This window comes from Streptomyces sp. NPDC030183 (assembly GCF_055573455.1).
In genome coordinates this window covers 72,134-97,446 of record NZ_JBVIBK010000015.1, presented here as the reverse complement: position 1 = coordinate 97,446, position 25,313 = coordinate 72,134, and the positions used below count along the sequence as shown (strand labels likewise).

The window sequence follows — 25,313 nt, the reverse complement described above, 5'->3', positions numbered from 1 at the left end:
GTACACGCGGCGGTCTACTTGACCTGTCGCAGGCCCAGCGGGCCCGCGATCTCCTCCGCCATGACCTTGCCCGCCTCGAACTCCAGGGTTTCGTCGCCCATGAGTTCCTGGTCGGTGTCGAGGCCGTCGAGTTCGGCGAGGGGCTGGTTGAGGCGGACGTGCGCGACCAGGGACTGCAGGGCGCGCAGGGTCGCCGAGGCGGTGGAGCCCCAGTTGGAGAAGTAGGAGAACTGCCACCACCACAGCGCCTCGGTGGTGCGGCCCGCGCGGTAGTGGGCCATGCCGTGGCGGAGGTCGGCCATGACGTCGACGAGGTCGTCGGAGATCCGGGCCGGCACGGGCGCCTTGCGGGGCTCGTACGGGTCGAAGACCTCGGAGTAGACGTCGACCGGGTCGAGCATCGCGGCCAGGCGTTCCCGCAGCTCGTCGACGTCCGGTTCGGGGCCCGGGTCGGGCTCGTAGCGCTCGTCCGGCACGATGTCCTCGTGCGCGCCGAGGCGGCCGCCCGCCAGGAGGAGCTGGGAGACCTCCAGCAGCAGGAAGGGCACGGCCGAGTCCGGCTCGTCGCCCTTGGCCACCTCGGTGACCGCGACCAGGAAGCTCTCGATCTGGTCCGCGATCTGGACGGCGAAGTCGTCCGGGTTCTGGCCGGTCGCGTGCAGCGTGGCGTCAGACATCCAGCAATCGTCTCCCCTCGAAGGCGCGGCCGAGGGTCACCTCGTCCGCGTATTCCAGGTCGCCGCCCACCGGGAGGCCGCTGGCCAGGCGGGTGACCTTGAGGCCCATGGGTTTGATCATGCGGGCGAGATACGTGGCCGTGGCCTCGCCCTCCAGATTCGGGTCGGTGGCCAGGATCAGCTCCGTGACCGTACCGTCGGCCAACCTGGCGAGAAGTTCCCGTATACGCAGGTCGTCGGGTCCGACGCCCTCGATGGGGCTGATCGCTCCGCCGAGGACGTGGTACCGGCCGCGGAACTCACGGGTCCGCTCGATGGCGACGACGTCCTTGGGCTCCTCCACGACACAGATGACCGACGGGTCGCGGCGGGTGTCGCGGCAGATGTTGCACAGCTCCTCCTGCGCGACGTTGCCGCAGGTCGCGCAGAAGCGGACCTTCGCCTTGACCTCCATCAGGGCCTGCGCGAGACGCCGGACGTCCGTGGGCTCCGCCTGAAGGATGTGGAAGGCGATCCGCTGCGCGCTCTTGGGACCGACGCCGGGCAGCCGCCCCAGCTCGTCGATGAGGTCCTGGACCACGCCTTCGTACACGGACTGCCGTCCTTCCTGGTGTCTTTCAGTACGTACCGTAGTCGGCCGCCGCCGGTCCGAGGAAGGCGGTACGGGGCACGGATGGGGTCGGGGAGGGGCGCGACGGCTCAGAAGGGGAGACCGGGGATGCCTGAGCCGCCGCCGAGGCCCTGGGCGAGGGGGCCCAGCTTCTGCTGCTGGAGGCTCTGGGCGTTCTCGTTGGCCGCCTGGACGGCCGCGACGATCAGGTCGGCGAGGGTCTCGGTGTCCTCCGGGTCCACCGCCTTGGGGTCGATCTTCAGGGCGCGCAGTTCGCCGGAGCCGTTGACCGTGGCCTTGACCAGGCCGCCGCCCGCCTGGCCTTCGACCTCGGTGTTCGCGAGCTCCTCCTGGGCCCTCGCCAGGTCCTGCTGCATCTTCTGGGCCTGCTGGAGCAACTGCTGCATGTTGGGCTGGCCACCACCGGGGATCACGTTCAGCTCCCTCGTTTCGCTCTCTTGCGGTCGCCCACGAGCCTACGTGGTCGGCCCGACCCGCGCGGCGCCACTCTTTCGGGTGAGCGGGCGGGGATTCGTATACCTGATCAAGGACCCCTTCCAGGCGGAAAAGCCGTGAAACCGGGGTTTTCGCCACCCATTGGGAGGTAGGAAGAGCCCGTGCGCACGGGCGGTGACGCGGGGTGCGTACACGCGTCTCGCACTGTCGTCAGCAGCGTCGTCAGTAGGGAGTACCGGGTGAGCCAGCCGGAGATGCGGCCCGAGGGGTCCCCCCAGGACGGGCGGGGTGAGGGGTCCGGGCTGTGGGCGGAGCCGTGGACGGGGGCGGCCGGACCGTGGGCGGGTGATCTGACCGGGCGGCCCTTTCCGCACGGGGACTGGGCGGTGCCGGCGGAGCGGCTGGACGAGCTGTACCGGTGGGTGGAGCGGGCCGCGATGGAGACCGCCGCGTGGTATCTCGCGGACCGGGTCGGGAAACGGCTCGCGGCGCGGGTGCTGCGGGTGGGGGCGGCGGTGGGCGCGCTGGCGGGGGCCGGCCTGCCGCTGCTGGACGTCACCGGCGCGGTGGGCGGCATGGCCCCCTGGGGGTATCTGGCCCTGCTCGGCGGTGTGGCCTGTGTGGCGGCGGATCGGTTCTTCGGGGTCACCTCCGGGTGGATGCGGGACGTCGCCACGGCGCAGGCGGTGCAGCGGCGGCTCCAGGCGCTCCAGTTCGACTGGGCGTCGGAGAGCGCGCGGGAGGTGCTCGGGCCGACGGAGGGGACGGCCGGGGAGGCCGCGGAGCGGTGCCTGTCGGTGCTGCGGCGGTTCTCGGAGGACGTGACGGAGCTGGTGCGGGCGGAGACCACGGACTGGATGGTCGAGTTCCGCGCGGGGGCGGCGCCGCTGGGCATCCAGACGGGCGGGTCCCTCTCCCGCCCCGCGGAACTCCCACCCGGCGGCCGGCTGCCGCTGCCGCCGGGGGCACGGCCGAACATGCCTCGCCAGAGACCGCCGGACGCGAGGTGACCGGGGCGAGGGCGCCTCACGGCTCGGGGCCGCGGGTGCGTTGGCGGGTGCGGGTGGGTGGCGGCCGGGGCTGCGCCCCGTGCTTTTCAGCTGAAGGCCGGGCCGCAGGGCCAAGCCTTCAGGGCGCGGGGGCCTGCACGAGAAACCCCCACCGACCCGCACCCGGCAACGCATCCGCACCCCGAGCCACAAGGCGCCCCCCGGCTCAGCCCTTCGTGTAGGTCACCGACTTGCCCGCCGTGTCCACGCGGCGCAGGCGGCCGTCGGGCAGGAGCGTGACGGTCGTGGCGGCGCCCGGTGAGCAGGAGGTCGCCGGTTCGCCCTCGGTGACGGTGGAGGGGCCGATCCTCAGGGGGCCGTCGTCGTCCGGCTCCTCGCTCAGCTCCGCCTCGAACACGCAGTGGTACGTCCCGCCGGCTTCGAGCGGGCCGTCCGCCGTCAGGGAGAGCACGGTGTCGCCGACCTCGCCCTGCTGGATGACGAGTTCCCGGGTGTCGGAACCGTCGGAGCCGTCGAGGGTCGCGTTCCAGGTGCCGAGGAACTCCTCCGGGATCGTCCCGGCGTCCGGGGACTCGGTGGTGGGGTCGGGAGAGGTCTCCGGGTCCGTCGGCTCGGGCGTCGTCGGCCCGGGGGTCTCGGGCCCGCTCGTCGTCGGCCCGCCCTTGGCGTCGTTCTCCTTGCCGCCGTCCCCCTTCTTCATCAGCGCGTACACCGAGCCGCCCGCGCCGAGCGCCACCACCAGGGCGACCACAACGAGCAGCGCGGAGGAAGGCCGGCCGCCGCTCCGGTCCGGTCTCGGCCGGCCCCCGGGGCCCTGGAGGGGGGTCGCCCCGTACGGAAGGGTCGGGCCGAGGCCACCGCCGGCTCCGCCGCCGGCGCCGGCGGCCTGGTGACCTCCGTACGGCGGCTGTCCCGCGTACGCCTGCTGATCGGCGTACGGCTGCTGCCCGTACGCCCCGTAGGCGCCGTACGCGCCCTGGCCCTGCGGGGCGCCCTGCGGATAGCCGTAGCCGGGGGGCGCGGCCGGTGGCTGCCCGTACGCGCCGGGCTGCGGGTGCTGCGGAGGCGCCGGTTGCTGGTGCGGGAAGCCGTACGCGGCGGCGCCGGGCGGCGCGGTGGGCGGGGGCGGCTGGGAGCCGGCGCCCACGATCTGGGTGGGCAGCCGGTCGAGCGGTGCCGAGCCCGGCGTACGGGGCGGAGGCGGCACGGCACCGCCCTCGGCCCCGGCCGAGGGGTGCCTCGGGGCGCCCTCGGGGTGACCGGCGGCGGGCGCCCCCGGGGCGGCGACCCCGGCGGAGGCGCCGGCGGCGGAGGAGGACGGCTGTTTGGTGAGGTCGGGCGTCCCCGCCCGGTCACCCTCGGCCGGACCTCCGGGCGCCCCGGATCCATCGGGCGCCCCCTGAGACCCCGGGCCGGGCCCGCCCGCCGCAGCCCCCGCGGCCTGTGCCCCGTTCCCCTGCTCACCCTCTGTCGTGTGCTCTCCCGGGGCCCCCGCGGCCTCCGCGACCTCCGGAGACTCCGGGTCCTCCGTGTCCAGCAACTGGACCGCGTGACGGCCGAGTTGGGCGACGAGGGCGCTCGGGAGCCAGGGGTCGCGGGAGCGGCCCGCGAAGACCGTGTCCTCGGCGCCGGTGCGCTGGAGAATCTGGGCGAGCGTGGGGCGGGCGGCGGGGTCCTTGCGCAGGCAGTCCCGTACGAGGTCGTAGAGGCCCTCGGGCAGGCCCTCCAGATCGGGTTCCTCCTCGGCGATGCGGAACATCAGGGCGTGCACGCCGGAGTTGGCGGCGCCGAAGGGGAGGTTGCCGGTGGCGGCGTAGGAGAGGACGGAGCCCAGGCAGAAGACGTCGCAGGCGGGGGTGATGCGGTCGCCGCGCACCTGCTCGGGCGCCATGAAGCCGGGCGAGCCGACGAGCGCGCCGGTGCGGGTGAGCCCGCCGTCGGTGACCGTCTCCAGCGCCCGCGCGATGCCGAAGTCGATGACGCGGGGCCCGTCGATCGTCACGAGGACGTTGGACGGCTTGAGGTCGCGGTGGATGAGCCCGGCCGCGTGGATGTCCTCCAGCGCGTGGGCGAGCCCGGCGGCGAGGATGCGTACCGTGCGCTCGGGCAGCGCGCCGTGGTCTCTGCCGACGACGGTCTGGAGGGACGGGCCGGCGACGTACCCGGTGGCCACCCACGGGATCTCGGCCTCGGTGTCCGCGTCGAGCACCGGCGCGGTCCAGTAGCCGCCGACCTGCCGGGCCGCCTGCACCTCCTGCCGGAAGCGGGCCCGGAACTCCTCCTGGACGGCCAGTTCCCGCCGTACGTGCTTGACGGCGACGGTACGGCCGCGGTCGGACCGCGCCAGATACACGTTGCCCATCCCGCCGGCCCCCAGCCGCGCCAGCAACCGGTACGCGCCGATCCTCCCCCGGAGCTCAACGCCCGGGGGGACCCCCAGCGGATCCCCCGGCCCCAGCTTCTCCATGGCCACCGCCCCCGCCTCTCCCCCGTGCCATCCCCTGCGCATGTGTACGCGTACGCACGGATGTGTACGCGTGCCTGTCCCGTACGTACGGTTGCGCCGCGTACATGCTGAACGTGCCGAACGTGCGCAACGGACCGATCGTAGTGCGGCGGCGGGACGAGACGGATGGGGCGGTGTCTACGGTTCCGTAACAGCCTCCTGCCCGGCGGACAGGTCCTCCAGCGCGGCCGACAGGGCCTCCAGGACCCGTACGGTCTCGGCGAACCCCTCCTCGCCGAGGGCTTCCGCGAGACGGTCGGCGAGGGCCGCGTGACCGGGGTCGATCTTCTCGACGGCGGCGCGTCCCGCCGGGGTCGGGGTGAGGAGCTTGGCGCGGCGGTGGGCCGGGTTCGGGACGTACTCGGCGAGGCCCCGGTCGACGAGCAGGTCGGCGACGCGCTGCACGCTCTGCCGGGTGATGCCCATGGCGCGGGCGACCCCGGAGACGGGCAGCGGCTCGGGGAGGACCGCGCCGAGGACCTGCCACCAGGCCGCCGTGAGCCCGGCCGGGCGGGCCAGTTCGTCCGCGACGGACAGGAACTGGCCGTTGAGCCGGAAGACACCGAGGGCGGTGCGGCTGAGCAGGTCCTGCCGGGTACGGCTCATCGGGAGGCTGCTTCCAGGACGGCGTACGCCTCCGGGTCCGAGTCGTGGAACAGGCGGTACCAGGCGTCGAGGACCTCGCCCTCGTAGACACCGAGGAGCCGGAAGACCTCGCGGGCGAAGGCGACGGGTTCCGTGGGGCCGGCGGTGACGAGCAGGCCGTCCCCGTCGGTCACGGCGTCGGTGTCGACGTAGTGCTCGGCGCCCTTGTAGCCGGTGGCGGCGAGGTAGAAGGGGGCCGCGCTGGTGTGGGCGCGGTCGTCCAGCAGACCTTCCCGGGCGAGCCCGGCGGTCGCGCCGCAGATCGCGGCGACGGGGACGCCGGCGGCGAGGAACTCACGGGCCTTGCCGGCGAAGGGGGCGAGGTCGTCGCCGGTGTCCCAGGCGTCCGCGCCGGTGAGGATCAGCAGGGAGCTGTCCTCGGGGCGGAGGTCCGCGAGGGTGGTGTCCGGCTGGATGCGGACGCCGGCGATGGTCCGCACGGGGTTCCCTGTCGGGCCGACCGTACGGATCTCGTGGCCGGCGCGGGCGAGCCAGGCGGTGGTGTGGCCGGTCTCCCAGTCGGCGTAGGTGTCGTAGACGGCGAGGTGGACGGGGTTGCTGGTCATGGCTTCTCCTCCTGGGGCCGTTCGCTGTTATGACAGCATGCTGACACTTTGCCAGGATGCTGTCAACGTGACATGAAGGGCGCCTCATAGCTCGGGGTGCGCCGTCCGTTCGGCGGGTGCGGGTGGTTCGTGGTTTCTCGCGCAGTTCCCCGCGCCCCTGGAGGGACGGGCCTGCGGCCCGCCCTCCCCAGGAAAAGCACGGGGCGCAGCCCCGGCCGCTTTTCAGGGGCGCGGGGAACTGCGCGACCAGCCCCCACCCACCCGCACCCGGCGAACCTCAGGGGCCCCGCCCCCATCCCTCCGGGCGACACACTGTCGCGATGCGGTGCCCTGCCGCAGACACGACGCCGATATCGGGGCCGCACCCCCGGCCCCTACCCTCGACGCCATGACCCCTCAGCCCAACCCCCAGCTCGGCGCCGCGGTGAAGGCGGCGGACCGCGCGCACGTGTTCCACTCCTGGTCCGCCCAGGAGCTCATCGACCCGCTCGCAGTCGCCGGCGCGGAGGGGTCGTACTTCTGGGACTACGACGGCAGGCGCTACCTGGACTTCACCAGCGGCCTCGTCTACACGAACATCGGCTACCAGCACCCGAAGGTCGTCGCGGCCATCCAGGAGCAGGCGGCGACGCTCACCACGTTCGCCCCGGCGTTCGCGATCGAGGCCCGCTCGGAGGCGGCCCGGCTGATCGCGGAGCGCACCCCCGGCGACCTGGACAAGGTCTTCTTCACCAACGGCGGCGCCGACGCCGTCGAGCACGCCGTCCGCATGGCCCGCCTCCACACCGGCCGCCCGAAGGTGCTGTCCGCGTACCGCTCGTACCACGGCGGCACCCAGCAGGCCGTGAACCTCACCGGCGACCCCCGCCGCTGGGCCTCCGACGCCGGCACCGCCGGGGTCGTGCACTTCTGGGCGCCCTTCCTCTACCGGTCCCGCTTCTACGCGGAGACCGAGGAGCAGGAGTGCGCCCGCGCCCTGGAGCACCTGGAGACGACGATCGCCTTCGAGGGCCCGTCGACCATCGCCGCGATCATCCTGGAGACCATCCCCGGCACGGCCGGGATCATGGTCCCGCCGCCGGGCTACCTGGCCGGGGTGCGGGAGCTGTGCGACAAGTACGGCATCGTCTTCGTCCTCGACGAGGTCATGGCGGGCTTCGGGCGGACCGGCGAGTGGTTCGCGGCCGACCTCTTCGACGTCGTCCCCGACCTGATGACCTTCGCCAAGGGCGTGAACTCCGGGTACGTGCCGCTCGGCGGCGTCGCCATCTCGCCCGCGATCGCGGAGACGTTCGCCCGGCGCCCGTACCCCGGCGGTCTGACCTACTCCGGGCACCCACTGGCCTGCGCCGCCGCCGTCGCGACGATCAACGTCATGGCGGAGGAGGGGGTCGTGGAGAACGCGGCGGCGCTCGGCGCGTCCGTGATCGAGCCGGGGCTGCGCGCGCTGGCCGAGCGGCACCCCTCGGTGGGCGAGGTGCGCGGCGTCGGCATGTTCTGGGCGCTGGAGCTGGTCCGGAACAAGGAGACCCGCGAGCCCCTCGTCCCCTACAACGCGGCCGGCGAGGCCAACGCCCCCATGCTGGCCTTCGCGGGCGCCGCCAAGGCCCAGGGCCTGTGGCCGTTCGTGAACATGAACCGCACCCACGTCGTCCCCCCGTGCACCATCACGGAGGCCGAGGCCAAGGAGGGCCTCGCCGCCCTCGACGCGGCGCTGACGGCGGCGGACGAGTTCACCGTCTGACGCCGCCCCGCCCAGGAGCGCCGAAGGGCGTCCCCGGTCCCACGACCCGGGGGCGCCCTCGCGCGTGTGCCGGGCTTCCTCCCCCACCTCCTCCCCGTGGGGGAAAACCGCACGCCAGGTGGCCTATTCGTGCCGGTCGGGGCCCGTGCGGCGCGGCGGTCGCGGAGGCGGGCCCGAAACAGCCTCCCCGGAACGCGAACGCGTAAGGTGACGTGCTCGTAAGAGAACGCAGAGACCACGCACGAGACTGCGTACGCGTACGCGGATGGGGGAAGCGGACCACGATGCCCGGCACCGGCACCGGCGGCGGTAATGGCGCCGTGACTCGTAGCACCCTGCGGCAGCAGCTCGCGGACGCGCTCCGTGACGAGGTGCTGGCCGGCCGGCTGAAGCCCGGCCAGGAGTTCACGGTGAAGGAGATCGCCGAGCAGTACGGGGTGTCGGCGACGCCCGTGCGCGAGGCGCTGGTGGACCTGTCCGCGCAGGGGCTGCTGGACGCGGTGCAGCACCGCGGTTTCCAGGTGCACGAGTACTCGCTGGGCGACTACCGGCACATGGTCGAGGCCCGCATCCTCATCGGCGACGGCATGTTCCGCCGGCTCGGCGACCGGAAGATGGACACCCGTACCGCCGCGGCGCTCGCCGGCGTACGGCGGCGCGGCGAGGAGGCCCGGCGGGCCGCGGCCGCCGGTGACCTGAACATCCTGATCGGCTACGACCTGCGGTTCTGGCGCGAGCTGATCGTGCTGTTCGGCAACCCCTACCTCTCCGACTTCCTGCACCGGCTGCGGGTGCAGTCCTGGGTGTGCGCGGTGCAGCACCTGCGCCGGGCTGACGACCTGCGGGGCCGGCTGTGGGCCCGGTACACCGACCTCGTCGACGCGCTCAACCGCCGGGACGCGATCACCGCGCAGGAGATCATCGCCGAGTACGACGACCACTCGCTGAGCCTCGTGGAACGGCTGGCCGGCGAATGAGCGAGGCCCGCACGGGCGCCGGCCCCCGGGTCGGCGTCGATCTGTCCGTCGTCATCCCCGCGTACAACGAGGAGCGGCGCCTCGGCCCCACGCTCGACGCGATCGTCACCCACCTCACCGCGACCGAGGCCGCCGAGACCTGGGAGGTCCTCGTCGTCGACGACGGTTCGACGGACGGCACGCGCGAGGTCGTGGCCGCCGTCACCGAGCGCGACGCGCGGGTGCAGCTCGTCAGGGGCGGGCCCCGCAACCGGGGCAAGGGGCACGCCCTGCGCCTCGGGGTCTGCGCCTCGTACGGCCGCCGGGTGCTGGTCACGGACGCCGATCTCGCCGCCCCCATCGACGAGTTGGAGCTGCTCGACAAGGCGCTCAGCGACGGGCACGCGGCGGCGATCGGCTCCCGTGAGGCGCCGGGAGCCCATATCGAGCGGCGGCAGCACCGGCTGCGCGAGAACCTCGGCCGCGCGGGCAACCTGCTGATACGCGGGCTCGCGGTGCCCGGGATCCGCGACACGCAGTGCGGGTTCAAGCTGTTCGACGGCGAGCGGGCCCGCGAGGCGTTCGCCGCCTCCCGGCTGGACGGGTTCGGGATAGACGTCGAGATACTGCGGCACTTCCGGCGCGCCGACTGGTCCGTCGCCGAGGTCCCGATCCGCTGGTCCCACCAGCCCGGGTCGAAGATCCGGCCACGCGACTACGCCCGTGTCCTCGGCGAACTCGCCGTCCCTTTGGGCCCGTTCGGTCCGGTCGGCCGACGTCGTCGCCGTCACCGTCTTCCTGCTGATGGCAGTGGCCCTCTCCATCGGCCGCCGGCTGGACCCGAACGACCGCTACCTCCCCGACCCCCTCCAAGACGAGAACCACGCCCTGACCCGCCGCGGAGGCCGAAACGGCCCGCGCCGTCGTGGCCCACGACAAACACCCACATCCTCATCGGGTGCCTGGCCGAGCATGCCTGAACAAGCACCCTCGATCATCGTCGCAACGCCTCCGCCGGCGGCACCCGCGAAGCCCTCCATGCCGGATACAGCCCCGCCAGTACGCCCGTCACCAGACCGATCACCGGCGCCGCGGCCACCGTCTGCGGGTGGACGACCGGCGTCCAGTCGCGGGCCACCGCCACAGCGACGACCGACACCGTGCCGAGGCTCGTCCCGATGAGTCCGCCCAGTGCTCCCAGCGTCCCGGACTCCGCCAGGAACTGGGCCATGATGTGCTTGCCGCGCGCCCCGAGCGCCCGCCGCAGGCCGATCTCCCCGGTCCGCTCCAGCACCGCGACCAGGGTCGTATTCGCGATCCCGACCGCGCCGATCACCAGGCAGATCGCGGCCAGCAGCAGGAACAGCTGGTCCAGGTCCGACGTGACCTTCGTGCGCAGCGTGCGCGGATCCGGCGGCGGTACGGCCTTGAAGTACTCGGGGTGGTCCGGCCGCAGCGCGGTCGGCGCCAGCCGGGCCACCTGCCGGGCCGCGCCCACGTCCGTCGACACCAGCATCTTCGCGCCGCCGGACGGCGGCCCCCAGATCCGTTCCGCCGAGGTGCGCGGCACCATCACCGACAGCAGCAGCCCCGGCTCTCGCTCGACGTCGTCGATGATGCCGGTGACAGTGAACGGCTCGTCGCCGATGAACACCGCCGGGTGCGTCTCCAGCGTCGTGATGCCGAGCCGTGCGGCCACACTCTTGCCGATCACTGCGACGGACTGCGCCGAGTCGGAGGCGTAGGCGTCGTACAGCCGCCCTTGCTGAAGGTGCGGTACGGCCGCCCGCAGTGCCCCGGGCGACGCAGCGACGACGTCCGGTGCCTCCCCGCTGTCGTCACCGACCGGCGAGGACCGAACGCTGGTCCCGCTCGGCAGCCGGACCGTCCAGTGCACGCCCGCGCCCCGGACCCCGTTGAGCCGCTCCACCCGTTCGTCGGCGTCGACGGGAAAGCCCATTCCGACGAACTCGTTCTGCTCCAGCGCGTGGTCCTCGACGGTCACCTCGGTCGCCGCGAACAGATCGAAACGCGCGTCGATCTGGGAGGACGCGGTCGCCGTCAGCCCGAGCACAGCGACGAAGGTGCCGACGCCGAGCACGGTCCCGAGCGCGGTCAGCACCGACCGGGCGGGCCGCTGGAGCATCCCCGCGAGCGATTCCGCCAGCAGGTCGCGCGGTCCGAAGACGGAAGGGGCTACGGTACGAGCGCGGCTCTGTCGAAACCGCATACGGATCCTCACACGGGCCCTCATGAGATCGCACCCTCGCGCAGTACCCCGTCCCTGATCGCGACCACACGCGAACCCCGCTCGGCGACCGCACTGTCATGAGTGATCACCATGATCGTCATCCCGGACCGGTGCAACTCCTCCAGCAGCCGCAGCACCGACTCCGCGTTGCCGGAGTCGAGGTTGCCGGTCGGCTCGTCGCACAAGAGCAGGGACGGCCGGCCGACCAGGGCACGGGCGACTGCCACGCGCTGCCGTTCGCCACCGGAGAGCTGGGTGGGCAGGGCGTTCACCCGGTGCCCGAGGCCGACCTGCTCGAGGGCCTCGCGGGCGCGGGGACCGCGCTCGGCGTGGGGTGTGCCGTCGTAGACGAGCGCGAGCAGGACGTTCTCCAGGGCACTGCGATGCGGCAGCAGGTGGAAGGACTGGAAGACGAAGCCGATCCGGCGGCCGCGCAGCGCGGTCTGTTCGTCGTCCTTGAGCCCGCCGACGTCGATGCCGTCCAGCAGGTATGTTCCGGTGGTCGGGGTGTCGAGCAGTCCCGCGATGTTGAGAAACGTCGACTTGCCCGAGCCGGAAGGGCCGACGACGGTCACGAACTCGCCCCGCAGAACGGTGAGATCGCACGGCCGGAACGCCTCGACCTGGGGCGGTCCGGCGTAGGTGAGTCCGACCTGCCGGAACTCGATGACCGGCGGTTCACCGGAGAGCGGCGTCAACGCGTGCCCTGCTCGCGCACTCCGGTGACCACCTTGTCCCCTTCGGCCAGCCTGCCGCCGGACACGGGGGTGACCTCGACATAGCCGTCGCCAGTGGTGCCGGGCCGTACCTCCACACGTCGCTGCCGACCTCCGGGCTCGACGACGGTGACGACGCTCTTGCCGTCGGCGCCCGCCGACACGGCGGTCACCGGCAGGATCAGCGCTTTGCCCGACGTGGAGGCGGCCTCGATGGTGAGCCGTACGTCCTGGCCGGCCAGGACGGCGGGGAGGGCCTTGTCAGGTTCGACAACCATGAGGTACCCGTTCGTGCCGTCGGCCGCTGCCGCGGCCGCGGCCGCGGCGGACTGGTCGCCCTCCTGCTGCTGGGGCGCGGCGGTGGTCATGTCGGAGGCGACGGAGGTGACCTTGCCGGAGACGCTGACCTGGCTGGTCTCGGAAGTGATCTCCACCGTGCTGCCCGGACGGACCATCCCCTTCTGGTACTCCTCCAGGTAGCCATGCACGACCAGCTTCCCGGCCGAGACGGTCAGCACCGGGCCGGACACCTCGCTGCCGACCTTCGCCCGGACGGTGTCCACACGGGCCGGGAAGTCCCGCAGGAACAGCACCTCGGAAGCAGGCAGCATCGGGCCGTCGGCGGCCTCGGCCTTGGCCAGTTCGGCCCGTGCCCTGGCAAGGTCCTCACGGGCGCGCCGTTCGGTACGGCCGCCACCGCCGGCAGTCCCGGCAGAAGCCGAGGTCCCCGTGGTCTCCCCACCCTTGGTGCCGTCGCTCCCCGACTGCGCGTCCTCCACAGTCCGTTCCGCCGCCGTCACCGCGTCCTTGGCCGACTGCACCGCCTTGCCGCCGTCCGCCTGGGCGGGCAGCGGGTCGTATCCGATGGACCCGTAGAACGCGTTGAGCGCGCTCTTCGTCCCAGCCCCGAAGACGCCGGAGGCGTCCGCTCCCGTACCGTGGCCGAGGGCGCGCAGTTCGGTCTGGAGCTGGATGACGTCCGCGCCCTTCGCGCCGGGCTTGAGGTCCCGGTACACCGGCAGCCGGCCCTTGAGGGCGAAGACCGGGCGGCCGGAGACCTCCAGAAGTACGCGTCCGCGCTGCACCGCGTCGCCGGCCTGCAGCGGCTCCTTGGTGACGACCGGCTTGGCCGTGCCCTCCGCGGTGCCACCGCCGGTGCCGACGTCGGCGGACTGGGCGGCGGTCACCGTTCCACGCATCACGACCGTGTCGCGCAGCACACGCCGTTCGACGGGCGCGGTCAGAACGTCCTCGGGCGGCGGTCCGGCCTCCGCGGCCGCCTGCGCGGGGGACTTTATGACCGTGGAGGCGAGCACCCCGGCGCCGGTGAGCAGGACCGCGGCCAGGGCGACGCCGAGGACACGGGTGCGGTGCCGGGCCAGGTGAGAGCCGGAGTCCCGGCCGGACTCGTGCAAGGTCGGGTCTCCTACGAGGTTGAGACGATAGAGACGCACGCCCTCCTGGGCCTCCGAAGCCGTGCGGAGCAAGGGGCGTGCGTGATTCTCGGGCGATTCCCGGTTGATCGACGGCCGAGAAACCCTAACCAAGGAACCGGCGGCGCCACACCTGTCCCAAAGACCAGTAGAGACACACCAGTTCGATGATGTTGGATACCTTGGTTGCCAACCAGGAAGCCCTTACTTGTTTTCCGACCCGGCGACCAACATGTCATCAAAAGGCAGCAAAGACCTGCAATGAGAGGCAGTGTGCTGATGAGCAGCAACAAGGTTCGCCGCGCGGTGGTCATGGGTATGTCCCTGATCGCTCTCGGCTGCGGCGGCCTCGCCACGGCCGGCACCGCGTCCGCCGTGGGCGGCAACGGCTACTTGGAGTCCGGTGAGTTCGGCGAGTACTACAACTCGAACCAGGGCGGTTGCGTCTGGGACCTGGTGACCGAGGACTCCCAGTTCAACAACAACTGGTTCGTCGGCCCCTCCGGTTGCGCCGGCCGCAATGTCACGGTGAACGACAACACCGCGTCGTACTGGAACCGCCAGGGCGTCACCTGGGACGTCTACACCGATGCCAACTACGGCGGCGTCCACGGCTGGATCCCGGCCGGCAACCAGGGCAACTACTCCTCGAACTTCAAGAACGAGGTCTCTTCCGCGAAGAAGTGACCCGGCCGTGAAACACGACTGCCGTTCCGCCCGAAAGCACCGGGCGGAACGGCAGTCGCCGCATGGTACCGCGCCCAATCGGAGTTACGTTGTCCCGCTCACGCGCCCCGCGCCACCCCGCCCGCCCGGCCGCGAACGCCAGCGCCCTGATCCTGGCCGCGCTCGTCCTCTCCGGCTGCTCCGAGGGAAAGACTGGGAGCGACGCCGACGGCGAACCGCCGATCGCGAAGACCGCCGTCGCCCTGGACACGGCCGGACTCAAGTTCCCGCTGGACGGCTACCAGGCCACCCCGGAGCAGCGCTCCACGCTCGATCGCGCCCAGATCGTCCTCACCGACCAGTGCATGCGCCGCTACGGCTTCCGCTACTCCGCTCAGCCCGCGGACACCTCCCGCGCCGAGCCGGAGAACACCCGCCGCTACGGCGTCTCCAGCCCCGAACGTGCCGCCCTCCAGGGCTACGCGCCGCCCGTGATCACCCACGCCAAGGCGCCGACCCCGGGCGAACTGAGCCCCAACGAGCGGCTCGTGCTCTTCGGTGTCGATCGCCAGGACCCGGCCAAGCTGCCCCGCAGCCAGGAGCAGGCCGAAAACTCCCATGCCGGGTCCCAGGCCATCGGGGGCCGAAAGGTGCCCGTAGGCGGGTGCCTGCACGAGGCGAACCTCAAGCTGTTCCGCCCCACCGACGACACGGTCGACTTCCAACTCGCGCAGAACCTGTCCTTCGAGGCGTACGGCCGCTCCAAGCAGGACTCCCGGGTCATCGATGCGATACGGGCCTGGTCCACATGCATGGCAGAACGCGGTTACCACAGCGACGAACCGGTCAGCCCCGTGAAGGATCTCGGACTGGGCGAGAACGACTTGGCCGGCCCGAAGGCGATCGCGGCGGCGAAGCAGGACGTCGCCTGCAAGAAGAAGGTGAATCTCGTCGGGGTGTGGTCCGCCGTCGAGACCGCCTACCAGCAGCGGCTCATCGACAAGAATGCGGAGAACTTGGCGAAGGCCAAGGACCAGCTGTCCGACCGCATGAGGGTGGCCGACTCCTTGATCAAGTGACCAAGGCCGAAGGACGAACGGGGGAACAGGGGAGGAATGCACCGTACCTGCACGAGCTGCCCGGATACGGAGACCGAGGGGCCCATGGCCCTCATATGCGACGCGCTGGGCATCGTCGACTCGCTGAGCAAGCGGGAGCACGAGGTGCTGCGTGTCCTGTCCGGCGGGGCCTCCGACCGGGAGATCGCCGAGCGGATAGATATCACGGTCCGTACCGCCAAGTGGCACGTGGCCAATCTGCGGGTGAAGCTGGGAGGCCTCAGCCGCCTCCAAGTCTGCCTGGTCGCCACGCTCGCACACCTGCGCCACGTGCCGTGCGAACAAGCCGTACGGAGGGTACAAGTCGCATCAGGGGGCCTCGACGCACCCTGTAGCGACTACCCTTCCCTGACCACCCTGCCCGCAGGGTGCGGCCTGTGATCGACCTTCACTAGGAGCTTTCCATTGGCCTGTGACCTCTGGCTGGTCCCGCTCGTCGACGTGCTCTGCCACACGCCCGACAACCCCTTCGCCGAGGAACTCGCGCTCTACAACCAGGTGCTGGGCGAGGCCGGACTGCCGCCGGTGCCGGTGTACCAGTACATGCCCGGGCTGACCGGGGAGGTCGCCCCGATCGCGGGCTTCGACTACGACGCGCTGCACTTCCTGCGCCGGGCGTACCTGTTGCAGGTGTGCGGGCTGCCGGTGACGCCGGTGGGTGAGCTGGGCGGCGACTACGAGCAACTGCTGGAGATGTTCGAGACGACGGCCCAGCAGTCGCACCTCGTCTGGCACTACGACCACGCGGGCGCGTACGTCCCCGTGGACTTCCCGCACCCGCTGGCCAACGACGAACTCCTCGCGGGCAACGGCCCCCTGGGCTCCTCCCAGGGCCTGCTGCGCGAACTGGAGATCGTGGCCCCGGCGATCGGGATCGACCCCGCGAACCCGCCGCTGGCCCCGGCGCCGCCGCTCGCGCCGACGTCGTTGGAGGAACCGGCCGCTCCCGCGCCGTTCGACTCCAGCCCCTTCGCCCGCGAACGCCATGTCTGGCTGGGCCTGAACGCGGCGGCGACCCGCAGCCTGGCGCAGGGATCGATGATCATCTTCAGTTGAGGAGTGGCGGCGAGGGCCGCAGGGACCGGGTGTGCGTCACCTGAGCTCGACTCGGCTCAGTCCCGCTCAGCCCCGCTCAGCTTGGCGAGCCCCTTCTGCAGGTCGTCGAGGTTCATGACCGGCGTGTAGTCGATACTGGCGCCCATCTCCCCGAACAGCGGATCGGCGATCGAGGGCATGTCGGAGGAGTCCGTCATGTCGAAGAACAGGTACATCGTGCGCCGGCCCTGATCGACGGTGAAGTAGGAGGCCTCCGGCCTGGTGCGCTCCATGAGCGCCTCCATCATCTGGGGCAGCTTGCCGCTCCGCAGCATCTCGCTCGACAACTGGGTGTCGAAGGACGCCTTCAACAACACGCGCATGGCAGTCTCCTCTCCTGCCCCCTGAGGACTCCCGGGCACCACCCCCCTCTCCCACCCCGTGGACCACACCGGGCACGACCTCAGGATATGCCCGCTGGGCGAAGAATGTCCGATGAGATGCCCGGCCATGCCCGCCCCAGGAAACCCGGATGCAGACGGGCGAGGGCCGCGGGCACGATGCGCCCATGGCCACCGACCTGGACGGGATGATCGAGTGCCGCCCCGGCGCGCGCCTGTGGGACCCCGACGACGAGGACTCCGCCTGGCACGCCGCCATGGACCCCTTCGTCCTGAACGTGGGCAACGCGTACGACGCTCGCCTGCCTCTTCGGTGTCCGCGGCGACACCGGTTTCCGCCCCCTCGCCGAGAACCGGGGCTTCCCGGACACCGCGTCCGAGAGCCCTGCGGAACGCGCACGCCCCGCAGATGGGCCGCGCCACCCTGGCCCTCGACCCCGCCCACCCCGCCGCGGCCCAACGCGAACTCGACCGCCTCACCGCCCTCGCCCGACGGTGCGGCGTGGAGGGGACATGGCCGACGGGGCGGCCGGCTCGGTCGAGTCGGCCGCCCCGTCGGTCAAGGCGTGGGTCCGTGAGGGATCCGGTGGGTGCGCTAGATGAACGAGTTGATCTCGATCGTCTCGTCGCGGCCCGGGCCCACGCCGATGGCGGAGATCGGGGCGCCGGACATGTCCTCCAGGGCCTTGACGTAGTTCTGCGCGTTCTTCGGCAGGTCGGAGAAGGACTTCGCCTTGGTGATGTCCTCGGACCAGCCCGGCAGGGTCTCGTAGACCGGCTTGGCGTGGTGGAAGTCGGTCTGGGAGTAGGGCAGCTCCTCGACGCGCTTGCCGTCGATCTCGTAGGCCACGCAGACCGGGATCTGCTCCCAGCCGGTGAGGACGTCGAGCTTGGTGAGGAAGAAGTCCGTCAGACCGTTCACCCGGGTCGCGTACCGGGCGATGACCGCGTCGAACCAGCCGCAGCGGCGGTCACGGCCGGTGGTCACACCCCGCTCGCCGCCGATCCGGCGCAGCGCCTCGCCGTCCTCGTCGAACAGCTCCGTGGGGAACGGGCCGGCGCCGACACGGGTCGTGTACGCCTTGAGGATGCCGATGACGCGACTGATCTTCGTCGGGCCGACGCCCGCACCCGTGCAGGCACCGCCGGCCGTCGGGTTCGAGGAGGTCACGAAGGGGTACGTGCCGTGGTCGATGTCCAGGAGCGTGCCCTGGCCGCCCTCGAAGAGGACCACCTTGTCGTCGTCGAGCGCCTGGTTGAGGACCAGGACCGTGTCGGCGACGTACGGGGCGAGCTTGTCGGCGTAGCCCAGCAGCTCCTCGACGACCTGCTCGACGGCGATGGCGCGCCGGTTGTAGAGCTTGGTGAGGATCTGGTTCTTGACGTCGAGGGCCGCCTCGACCTTCTGCGTCAGGATCGACTCGTCGTACAGGTCCTGCACCCGGATGCCCACGCGGTTGATCTTGTCCGCGTAGGTGGGGCCGATGCCCCGCCCGGTCGTGCCGATCTTGCGCTTGCCGAGGAAGCGCTCGGTGACCTTGTCGACGGTCACGTTGTACGGCGTGATGATGTGAGCGTTGCCGCTGATCAGGAGCTTGGACGTGTCGACGCCGCGCTCGTTCAGACCGCTCAGCTCGGAGAGCAGGACCGACGGGTCGACGACGACGCCGTTGCCGATGACCGGAGTGCACTCCGGGGTGAGGATGCCGGAGGGGAGAAGGTGGAGGGCGTACTTCTGGTCGCCGACGACGACCGTGTGGCCGGCGTTGTTGCCGCCCTGGTAGCGGACCACGTAGTCCACGGATCCGCCGAGCAGGTCGGTGGCCTTCCCTTTACCCTCGTCACCCCACTGAGCACCGAGCAGCACAAGTGCGGGCACGCGCGTACACCCCTTCCGGGCGGGGCATGTCCAAGGTCGGGGGCGTACGCGGTGGCTTGAATGCTCACCGCGTGCACCGCGACCGTCGTTGGTCGCACACTGTGGACCCGGATGCCCCGGAATAGACGAAGCCCCTGGCGCAATAGCGCAAGGGGCTCTTGCACAAAGATGCTACCCGAGGAAGCGAGGCAGGACCGAGGTGGCGACTGGCGACCAGCTCCTCGTGGTCATCGACCCCCTCGCCCGTCACACGGACGGTGAGGCGGTAAGGATCGCGAAAGACGTGCTCAGCGCGGGTGCGGCGAGTACGAAAGTGTGCCTCCCGGAAGGGCCCGAGGAATTCGCGCGGGTGCTCGCACGGCGGGGTTCCCGACGGCCGGTGGTGGTCGGGGACGACCGTGCGCTGCTGCGCGCGGTGGCTCTTCTGCACCGGCAGCGGGAGCTGGCGGCGTGCGCGCTGGCGATGGTTCCGGTGGGGCCGGCGCAGGGCCTCGCCCGGTCGCTCGGCGTGCCGACCGGCGCCGTGGCCGCCGCGCGGGCCGCCCTCGACGGTGTCGAACGACGGCTGGATCTGCTCGTCGACGACAGCGACGGGGTGGTGCTCGGCACCCTGCGGATCCCGGCGCCCGCGGGAGCGACCGCCGTCGACGCGGCGGCGGAGGCCGACGAGGACGCGGCGGCGGCCGAGGCCGGGACCGGATTCGGCGTCGGGGCGGGGACCGGTGCGGGGGCGGGGGGTGATTCCTCCGGGCACCAGTCGTGGTTGCGGAGCTGGCCGCAGTCCCTGGTGCGGACGTTGTCCGCGCGGCCGCCCCGGATCGCGCGGGTGGCACGGCCCGCCCGGATGCGGGTCGCCGCCCCGGCCGTGACCGGTCCGACCCGGCTGCGGGTGGAGGTGGACGGGGTGACGCTCGTCGATCTCGACCAGCCGGTGCGGGGCGTGTCGATCGCCCCCGGCACGGACGGCGGCGCGGACGTCGAGGTCCGGCCGGTCTCCGTGGGCGCCGAGGCCGCGCCGCTGCGGGCGGTGGGGCAGCGGGTGACGGTCTCCGGCGCGGACTTCCGCTACCGGGCGGACTCCCTGGTGGTGTCCGGACCGGTACGGACCCGCACGTGGACGGTCCGGGAGGGGGCGTGGGGGTTGACGCTGCCGGGATGACGGGGCGGGCGGGAAGGGACGTTGCAGGGCGCCCGGCGGGTGTCGGGCGCCCTGGGTCACCTGGTCGTCGGCGGTTGCTTGCCGGCGAGTGGCGGTGTCAGCAGCCGGCGGCCCACGTGTGGGAGTCGCCGTCGTCGTTGGCGGCGCCGTTGTAGCCGACCTCCTGGCCGGGGGTGAGGCAGATGGTCATGTGGCCGCCGAGGTTGCCGCTGGAGTAGACCTTGACGTGGTCCTTGATGCCGGCCCCGGAGATGCCGTGGTTGGCCCAGGAGGAGTCCTCGTCGGCGATGTTGCTCTCCCACCAGTGGTCGTCGCCCGGCCACTCGATCTTCATGCCGGAGAAGTTGGCGTCGGTCCACACGCAGAAGTTGCCGCTGCCGCAGGCCGCGGCCTGTGCGGAGGCCGAGGCGGTGAGGACGGCTCCGGCGGACAGGAGCACGGCGGAGAGCAGGGCGGTACAGCGCTTCACGGTCGAGCGGTTCACGGTGGTACGGGTCCCTTCGGTGGGGGGTCGGTTCGGCGGGGGTTGGTTCGACGGGGGGTCGGTTCGGCGGGGATCGGATCGACGGGGATCGGATCGACGGGGATCGGATCGACGGGGATCGGATCGGCGAGGCTCGGATCGGCGAGGCTCGGATCGGCGAGGCTCGGATCGGCGGGGGTCGGTTCTCCTCGGTGTCGTGCCGGATCAGGGCGACGAGTCGTCGTTCCGGCGCTGGAGCAGGGCTTCGGCCTCGGTCAGGGCGCGGGTCCGCAGCCGCCGCCAGTCGGCGAGTTCGGTGCTGCGGTCGGCGCGGACCTCGGCGAGGGTGCGGTCGCTGTGGGCGGCCTCGGGTTCGAGGTTGTTGACGATCGTCGACGTGCGGAACCAGCGGCGCTGGTCGCCGTAGAGCCGTCGCTGGGCTGCGGCCAGACAGCCGTCGGTGTGGGCGCGGACGACGTACCCGGTGGGCAGCCGCAGCGACAGTTCGGTGCGGCCCCCGCCGAACATCGCCTCCGCGACCCGCTCCCGCTCGGCGTCCGGCGGCGGACTCTGCCCCGGCCGCGGGGGTGTGAGCCCCTGCCGGACGAGGCAGTCGTCGGTGAGCCGCTGGGTCGCCGCCTTGATGACGTCGTCGGGCGAGAGCCGGGTCGGCGCCGGGGCGGCCGTACAGCCGGTCAGAGCCGCCCCGCCGACGAGCAGCAGCCCGCACACCAGCGGACCGACGGTGGCCGGCCGGCCACGTCGGGCGGGCCTGGTCGTGGCCGGGGGCGTGGTCAACCCGCCTCGCACCCCATCTTCGTGTCGCTGACGCCGTCGAACTTGGTCGCCCAGTCGCTCCAGTCGTCGTCGTAGTCGTCGGGGCGGATCTCCCGGTACAGGCAGCCGCCGCCCGCGCGGAAGTGGATGGCGTAGACGCTGACCGGGGCGTGGGAGTCGAAGGAGTACGCGTGGCGCTTCACCCGGGGCGCGGCCTCGCGGTAGCCGGGCGGGGCGTAGTCCCAGGCGCCGCCGGGCCCCATCTGGCCGCGCTCGGGCCAGAAGTACACATGGCCGGGCGGGACGGCGGCAGGGGCGACGGGCGCGGCCTGGGCGGCCGGAACGGCCGGGGACGCGGTCATGAGGAGCGCGGTGAGGGCGGTGAGGGCGGTGAGGACGGCGGCCGGGACGGCGAGACGGCGGGTGAGGCGGAGGGCGGGACGGCGCATGCGGTGATTCCCCGTGGCTGGCGTTGACGTGGTCGGACGCGGTCAGCCGGAGCTGACGCGGTGACCTTCCCAGGCTTTGTTCCGGTATGCGACCTATCACCCGATCAGGGGCCCCGCACATTCCGGAAGTTGACGAGGAATCTTTAAAGGTCTGGTTGACAAACATTTAACGCGTCGAGACTCTTGGCCGACTCATTCGGGCCAGAGAGTTCCGGTTCAGCGGCAGTGCGCGGCGCGACGACGGCGACCAGGAAGGGGCCACCCGATGGCAGTTCAAGAGGGCGTTGCCCCGGACGCGTCCGAGACGGGCGCGGGGGGCGAAGGTACGGTTCACCGGCTCAAGCCCAACGCCGTGGGCCTGTTGGGCGTGGTCTTCATGGCCGTCGCCACCGCCGCGCCGATCACCGCGATGACGGGCAACGTGCCCTTCATCGTCTCGTCCGGCAACGGCATCGGCGCACCGGCGAGCTACCTCGTCGCAATGGTCGTGCTGGCAATCTTTTCCGTCGGTTTCACGTCGATGGCGAAGCACATCACCTCCACCGGTGCCTTCTACGGCTTCATCTCCTACGGCCTCGGCCGCACCGTCGGCCTCGCCTCGGGGCTCCTCGCGACGTTCGCGTACGTCGTCTTCGAGCCGGCCCTGATCGGCATCTTCTCCGTCTTCGCGACGACGACCCTGGAGGACCAGACGGGCGCCCACGTCCCGTGGTGGGCCTTCGCGCTCCTGATGCTGGCCGTGAACGCCATGGGCACCTGGTGCGGTGTGTCGGTCGCCGAGAAACTGCTGGTGGTGCTGCTGGCCACGGAGGTCTTCATCCTGGCCGTGATGGCGGGGGCGGTCGCCCTGAACGGCGGCGGCCCGCACGGCTTCACCTTCGGCCCGGTCAACCCCGTGAACGCCTTCCAGGGCACGTCCGCCGGTCTCGGCCTCTTCTTCGCCTTCTGGTCGTGGGTCGGCTTCGAGTCGACGGCGATGTACGGCGAGGAGTCCCGCGACCCGAAGAAGATCATCCCCAAGGCGACGATGATCTCGGTCCTCGGCGTCGGCGTCTTCTACGTCTTCGTCTCCTGGATGGCGATCATCGGCAACGGCGAGCGGGAGGCGGTCGCCGCGGCCTCCTCCGCGAACCCCCTCGCGATGTTCTTCAACCCCACCGAGCAGTACGTGGGCCACTGGGCGGTCGTCGTCATGCAGTGGCTGATGATCACCGGTTCGCTGGCGTGCGGCATGGCCTTCCACAACTGCGCGGCCCGCTACCTCTACGCGCTGGGCCGCGAGGGCGTCGTCCACTCGCTCCGGAGGACCATCGGCCGTACCCACACCCGCCACGGTTCCCCGCACATCGCGGGCCTGGTCCAGACGGCCGTCACCGCCGTCCTGCTCCTCGCGTTCGCCCTGGCCGGCAAGGACCCGTACACCGGCACGTACGTCCTGCTCGCCATCCTCGGCACGATGGCCATCCTGATCGTGCAGGCGGTCTGCTCCTTCGCGGTGCTGGCCTACTTCCGCACCCACCACCCCGAGTCCCGCCACTGGTTCAGGACGTTCACCGCTCCGCTGGTCGGCGGCGTGGCGATGCTGGCGGTGGTGGTCCTGCTGGTGTCGAACATGGGGGTCGCGGCGGGTCCGGAATCCGGTTCGCTCGTCCTGCGGGCGACACCGTGGATCGTCGCCCTCATCGCCACCGCCGGCCTCGCCTACGCCCAGTACCTGAAGCACCGGGCCCCGGAACGGTACGCCCTGCTGGGCCGGACGGTCCTGGAGGAGACGAAGGAGCGGTAGGCGACCGGGACGACGGCGTCACCGACGCGACCACCGGCCTCTTCGCGACCATGCCGGACGTGCTCGTGGGCGACGACACCGCCCACCTCGCGTCCACCCGTTACGAGGACTGGCTCAAGCAGAGCTGACCAGGACGCGGGGCACGCGGGTTGCGGGGCACGCGGGTTGCGGGGCGCGGGGCACGGATCACGGGCGGGCCGTTCGGCTACGGCCGGCCGCCCGTGGCCCGGTGCGTCGAGCGTTCGTGGATTCTGGCCCCGGGGGCCACTCCGCGCATGCCGTTGCCGTCGGCCGGCCCAGCCTGCGGCTCGGCCGACCGTGCGGCGGTGCGGGACCCCGGCGCGTTCCGTCACATGGGGGCGTGTGGGGTCACGTGGGGATGAGGCTCGGCCACCACGGGGGGACGTTGCCCGGGCAGAGGGGCGCGGGGTACGAGTTCGGGAGACCGAGCCAGGTCACGAGGAACCAGGTGAACCACAGCGTGAACACCAACCCCGCGGCGCGTGCCGCCCTTCGGTGACGGCGTCCGAGCGTGCCGTACAGGACGAGCCAGGGGATCGCCGCGGCGATCCAGATGACCGGAGCGAGGAGGAGCAGGGTCATGCCGTTGGTACCGCCGCCGACATCGCACACGGCCCACGCCCTGCCGATGGCGACGACCGACACCACCGCGGCCAGCCCGCCGAAGAGGGCACTCGGCCCGACCCCCTTGGACCAGTGGCCCTGAGGACCCGACGGTTCCGCTGCCATGACGCTTCTTCTGGCATAAATACATCGTTGACAACACACTGTTTGCATCCGACGCTGGACGCATGACCTCGAAGCCATCGGAACCGTCGACCGGCCTCTCCGACCCGGTCGGCCCCTCCGACCCGCCCAACGGCCCCTCCGACCCGCCCAACCTGTCCAACCCTTCCAGCTCCAGCCCCTTCACGCCCCCGAGTGCCGATGAGGCGCGGGCTCGGCGGGCGTACGCCTCGCTGTTCCGGATCGCCGAGCGGCACGCCGCCACGGACGGGCAGCGGCGTCGGCAGACGCACCCCGATGTGCTGAGCCCGCACGAGGCGGTCCGGCTGGTGTCGTTCCTGCTCAGCGGTGCCGCTCTGCTGGAGGACGGCGAACCGGAGGTCGACCGGGCGGACATCACCGCCGCGCTGAGCCTCGTCCCGCTGGTCCGCGCCGAGATGGACGAACTGGAGGTCGGACTCCTGGAGATGGCCCGGGGGCGGGGCATGACATGGCCGGAGATCGCGTTCGGTCTGGGCCTGCAGACCCCGCAGGCCGCCCGCCAGCGCTACGAACGCCTGGCCAGCCGTACGGAGAAGGGCGTCGAGTAGCGGGGTGACCGCTCTCGCCGGTCAGCCCCGGCCGAAGATCTGGTCGCGGTGGGTCCGCCAGCGGCCCATCATCGCCTCGAGCTCGACCTCGATGAACTCGAAGAACGCGAGGGTCTCGGCGAGCCGGCGGCCCGCCGGGCTGTCGGCGCCTAGGCTCGCGACCCCCTCGCGCAACGTGTCCTCCCACCGCTTGATGAGCGCCTCGCGGTTGGTGAGGGCCTCGTACCACTGGTCGCTGTGGACGCGGTAGCGCTCGCGCCGTGAGCCGGGTTCACGCTCGCGGGACACCATGTGCACCTGGGCCAGATAGCGGACGGCGCCCGATACGGCGGCGGGGCTGATCCGCAGCTGTTCGCCCAGCTGGACGGAGGTCAGCGCGCCGGTGTCCGAGGCGAGGAGCGCGGCGAAGACCCGGGCCGGCATCCGCTGCATCCCGGCCTCGACCAGCTGCGCCGCGAAGTGCTCGACGAAACGCGAGACCGACTCGGGATCCCGCCCCGCACCACCCTGGGCCGTGCCGTCCACCGAGTCGCCGTCCGGCGAGCCCGCGTCCGGCACCTTTCCGGCCTCGGACCCGGACTTCCATTCCGCCATCGCTGGATCATCTCCCCTGGTCAGGCACCCCAGGTCAGGCACCCCAGGCGCATGCGAACCGCACCCCCGCCAGTCTACT

The 25,313-nt window shown here is 71.9% G+C and carries 26 protein-coding genes and 1 pseudogene; 11 read left to right on the top strand and 16 right to left on the bottom strand.

The features are described from left to right. Nucleotides 1-14: 14 nt before the first annotated feature. The 3 genes from ACZ4Z2_RS19570 to ACZ4Z2_RS19560 form a co-directional block, all read right to left on the bottom strand. Complete coding sequence (locus ACZ4Z2_RS19570; RefSeq protein ID WP_468077620.1) at nt 15-677, bottom strand: DUF5063 domain-containing protein; 663 nt, start codon at nt 675-677, stop codon at nt 15-17. After that, nucleotides 670-1,269 (bottom strand): recombination mediator RecR, encoded by a 600-nt coding sequence (gene recR, locus ACZ4Z2_RS19565; protein WP_055536881.1) that lies wholly within the window; start codon nt 1,267-1,269, stop codon nt 670-672. Before recR ends, ACZ4Z2_RS19570 begins: the two co-directional genes overlap by 8 nt. A 107-nt stretch (nt 1,270-1,376) precedes the next feature. Continuing rightward, complete coding sequence (locus ACZ4Z2_RS19560) at nt 1,377-1,721, bottom strand: YbaB/EbfC family nucleoid-associated protein (protein ID WP_468077617.1); 345 nt, start codon at nt 1,719-1,721, stop codon at nt 1,377-1,379. A gap of 261 nt (nt 1,722-1,982) precedes the next feature. Between ACZ4Z2_RS19560 and ACZ4Z2_RS19555 the strand changes: the two genes are divergently transcribed. Continuing rightward, nucleotides 1,983-2,753 (top strand): SLATT domain-containing protein, encoded by a 771-nt coding sequence (locus ACZ4Z2_RS19555; protein ID WP_468077615.1) that lies wholly within the window; start codon nt 1,983-1,985, stop codon nt 2,751-2,753. Nucleotides 2,754-2,958: 205 nt separating this feature from the next. On the opposite strand, the gene ACZ4Z2_RS19550 is transcribed toward ACZ4Z2_RS19555, so the two are convergent. The 3 genes from ACZ4Z2_RS19550 to ACZ4Z2_RS19540 all read right to left on the bottom strand — a co-directional run bounded on the left by ACZ4Z2_RS19550 (nt 2,959) and on the right by ACZ4Z2_RS19540 (nt 6,470). Further along, nucleotides 2,959-5,220, bottom strand: a complete 2,262-nt coding sequence (locus tag ACZ4Z2_RS19550; protein WP_468077793.1) for a serine/threonine-protein kinase — start codon at nt 5,218-5,220, stop codon at nt 2,959-2,961. 177 nt (nt 5,221-5,397) lie between these two features. Then, complete coding sequence (locus tag ACZ4Z2_RS19545) at nt 5,398-5,865, bottom strand: MarR family winged helix-turn-helix transcriptional regulator (RefSeq protein ID WP_468077613.1); 468 nt, start codon at nt 5,863-5,865, stop codon at nt 5,398-5,400. Further along, nucleotides 5,862-6,470, bottom strand: a complete 609-nt coding sequence (locus tag ACZ4Z2_RS19540; protein ID WP_468077611.1) for a DJ-1/PfpI family protein — start codon at nt 6,468-6,470, stop codon at nt 5,862-5,864. Before ACZ4Z2_RS19540 ends, ACZ4Z2_RS19545 begins: the two co-directional genes overlap by 4 nt. 388 nt (nt 6,471-6,858) lie before the next feature. Between ACZ4Z2_RS19540 and ACZ4Z2_RS19535 the strand changes: the two genes are divergently transcribed. The 3 genes and pseudogenes from ACZ4Z2_RS19535 to ACZ4Z2_RS19525 all read left to right on the top strand — a co-directional run. Then, nucleotides 6,859-8,214 carry an aminotransferase class III-fold pyridoxal phosphate-dependent enzyme gene (locus ACZ4Z2_RS19535; RefSeq protein WP_468077609.1) on the top strand — a complete coding sequence of 452 codons (1,356 nt, stop codon included), beginning with the start codon at nt 6,859-6,861 and terminating at the stop codon, nt 8,212-8,214. Between the two features lie 284 nt (nt 8,215-8,498). After that, nucleotides 8,499-9,191 carry a GntR family transcriptional regulator gene (locus tag ACZ4Z2_RS19530; RefSeq protein ID WP_468077607.1) on the top strand — a complete coding sequence of 231 codons (693 nt, stop codon included), beginning with the start codon at nt 8,499-8,501 and terminating at the stop codon, nt 9,189-9,191. Continuing rightward, a pseudogene (locus ACZ4Z2_RS19525) lies at nt 9,188-10,052 on the top strand (dolichyl-phosphate beta-glucosyltransferase); the annotation flags it as partial. The gene ACZ4Z2_RS19530 and the pseudogene ACZ4Z2_RS19525, both read left to right, overlap by 4 nt. A gap of 112 nt (nt 10,053-10,164) precedes the next feature. On the opposite strand, the gene ACZ4Z2_RS19520 reads toward ACZ4Z2_RS19525, so the two are convergent. Genes ACZ4Z2_RS19520 through ACZ4Z2_RS19510 form a run of 3 tightly spaced genes read right to left on the bottom strand, consistent with a single transcriptional unit; the run spans nt 10,165 to nt 13,591 of the window. Beyond that, on the bottom strand, nt 10,165-11,400 hold the full coding sequence (locus ACZ4Z2_RS19520) for an ABC transporter permease (protein WP_468077605.1): 1,236 nt from the start codon (nt 11,398-11,400) through the stop codon (nt 10,165-10,167). A 20-nt stretch (nt 11,401-11,420) separates the two neighbouring features. Next, nucleotides 11,421-12,119: an ABC transporter ATP-binding protein gene (locus ACZ4Z2_RS19515; RefSeq protein WP_468077603.1), complete on the bottom strand. Its 699-nt coding sequence runs from the start codon at nt 12,117-12,119 to the stop codon at nt 11,421-11,423. Further along, nucleotides 12,116-13,591, bottom strand: a complete 1,476-nt coding sequence (locus ACZ4Z2_RS19510; RefSeq protein ID WP_468077601.1) for a peptidoglycan-binding protein — start codon at nt 13,589-13,591, stop codon at nt 12,116-12,118. Before ACZ4Z2_RS19510 ends, ACZ4Z2_RS19515 begins: the two co-directional genes overlap by 4 nt. A 258-nt stretch (nt 13,592-13,849) precedes the next feature. Here ACZ4Z2_RS19510 and ACZ4Z2_RS19505 point away from each other — a divergent pair, with 258 nt between their 5' ends. The 4 genes from ACZ4Z2_RS19505 to ACZ4Z2_RS19490 all read left to right on the top strand — a co-directional run bounded on the left by ACZ4Z2_RS19505 (nt 13,850) and on the right by ACZ4Z2_RS19490 (nt 16,410). Next, entirely contained in the window at nt 13,850-14,257 is a 408-nt protein-coding gene (locus ACZ4Z2_RS19505) for a peptidase inhibitor family I36 protein (protein ID WP_468077599.1), read from the top strand. Between the two features lie 89 nt (nt 14,258-14,346). Continuing rightward, nucleotides 14,347-15,315 carry a hypothetical protein gene (locus tag ACZ4Z2_RS19500; RefSeq protein WP_468077597.1) on the top strand — a complete coding sequence of 323 codons (969 nt, stop codon included), beginning with the start codon at nt 14,347-14,349 and terminating at the stop codon, nt 15,313-15,315. A gap of 84 nt (nt 15,316-15,399) precedes the next feature. Next, nucleotides 15,400-15,735, top strand: a complete 336-nt coding sequence (locus tag ACZ4Z2_RS19495) for a helix-turn-helix domain-containing protein (RefSeq protein ID WP_468077595.1) — start codon at nt 15,400-15,402, stop codon at nt 15,733-15,735. A 24-nt stretch (nt 15,736-15,759) separates the two neighbouring features. Further along, nucleotides 15,760-16,410: a hypothetical protein gene (locus tag ACZ4Z2_RS19490; protein ID WP_055542634.1), complete on the top strand. Its 651-nt coding sequence runs from the start codon at nt 15,760-15,762 to the stop codon at nt 16,408-16,410. A gap of 56 nt (nt 16,411-16,466) precedes the next feature. Here the strand turns inward: ACZ4Z2_RS19490 and ACZ4Z2_RS19485 are convergent, their stop codons facing one another. After that, nucleotides 16,467-16,772, bottom strand: a complete 306-nt coding sequence (locus ACZ4Z2_RS19485; RefSeq protein ID WP_468077593.1) for a hypothetical protein — start codon at nt 16,770-16,772, stop codon at nt 16,467-16,469. Between the two features lie 613 nt (nt 16,773-17,385). After that, nucleotides 17,386-18,669: an adenylosuccinate synthase gene (locus ACZ4Z2_RS19480; protein WP_468077591.1), complete on the bottom strand. Its 1,284-nt coding sequence runs from the start codon at nt 18,667-18,669 to the stop codon at nt 17,386-17,388. A gap of 199 nt (nt 18,670-18,868) precedes the next feature. On the opposite strand from ACZ4Z2_RS19480, the gene ACZ4Z2_RS19475 reads away from it, so the two are divergent. Beyond that, nucleotides 18,869-19,828, top strand: coding sequence for a diacylglycerol kinase family protein (locus ACZ4Z2_RS19475; protein WP_468077589.1), 960 nt, complete (start codon nt 18,869-18,871; stop codon nt 19,826-19,828). Nucleotides 19,829-19,925: 97 nt separating this feature from the next. Here ACZ4Z2_RS19475 and ACZ4Z2_RS19470 read toward each other — a convergent pair whose 3' ends face one another. From ACZ4Z2_RS19470 to ACZ4Z2_RS19460, 3 genes are all read right to left on the bottom strand, one after another. Continuing rightward, nucleotides 19,926-20,297: a peptidase inhibitor family I36 protein gene (locus tag ACZ4Z2_RS19470; protein ID WP_468077791.1), complete on the bottom strand. Its 372-nt coding sequence runs from the start codon at nt 20,295-20,297 to the stop codon at nt 19,926-19,928. Nucleotides 20,298-20,516: 219 nt separating this feature from the next. Further along, the gene (locus ACZ4Z2_RS19465; RefSeq protein ID WP_468077587.1) at nt 20,517-21,089 is read right to left on the bottom strand and encodes a hypothetical protein; all 573 of its coding nucleotides are present in this window, start codon (nt 21,087-21,089) and stop codon (nt 20,517-20,519) included. Continuing rightward, complete coding sequence (locus ACZ4Z2_RS19460) at nt 21,086-21,517, bottom strand: hypothetical protein (protein WP_468077585.1); 432 nt, start codon at nt 21,515-21,517, stop codon at nt 21,086-21,088. Before ACZ4Z2_RS19460 ends, ACZ4Z2_RS19465 begins: the two co-directional genes overlap by 4 nt. Before the next feature lie 265 nt (nt 21,518-21,782). Here ACZ4Z2_RS19460 and ACZ4Z2_RS19455 point away from each other — a divergent pair, with 265 nt between their 5' ends. Then, nucleotides 21,783-23,303, top strand: coding sequence for an APC family permease (locus ACZ4Z2_RS19455; RefSeq protein ID WP_468077583.1), 1,521 nt, complete (start codon nt 21,783-21,785; stop codon nt 23,301-23,303). A gap of 369 nt (nt 23,304-23,672) precedes the next feature. Here the strand turns inward: ACZ4Z2_RS19455 and ACZ4Z2_RS19450 are convergent, their stop codons facing one another. Beyond that, nucleotides 23,673-24,053 carry a hypothetical protein gene (locus ACZ4Z2_RS19450; protein ID WP_468077581.1) on the bottom strand — a complete coding sequence of 127 codons (381 nt, stop codon included), beginning with the start codon at nt 24,051-24,053 and terminating at the stop codon, nt 23,673-23,675. 62 nt (nt 24,054-24,115) lie between these two features. Between ACZ4Z2_RS19450 and ACZ4Z2_RS19445 the strand changes: the two genes are divergently transcribed. Continuing rightward, nucleotides 24,116-24,640, top strand: a complete 525-nt coding sequence (locus tag ACZ4Z2_RS19445) for a DNA-binding protein (protein WP_468077579.1) — start codon at nt 24,116-24,118, stop codon at nt 24,638-24,640. Between the two features lie 21 nt (nt 24,641-24,661). Here the strand turns inward: ACZ4Z2_RS19445 and ACZ4Z2_RS19440 are convergent, their stop codons facing one another. Then, nucleotides 24,662-25,234 carry a GbsR/MarR family transcriptional regulator gene (locus ACZ4Z2_RS19440; protein ID WP_468077577.1) on the bottom strand — a complete coding sequence of 191 codons (573 nt, stop codon included), beginning with the start codon at nt 25,232-25,234 and terminating at the stop codon, nt 24,662-24,664. Nucleotides 25,235-25,313: the final 79 nt, after the last annotated feature.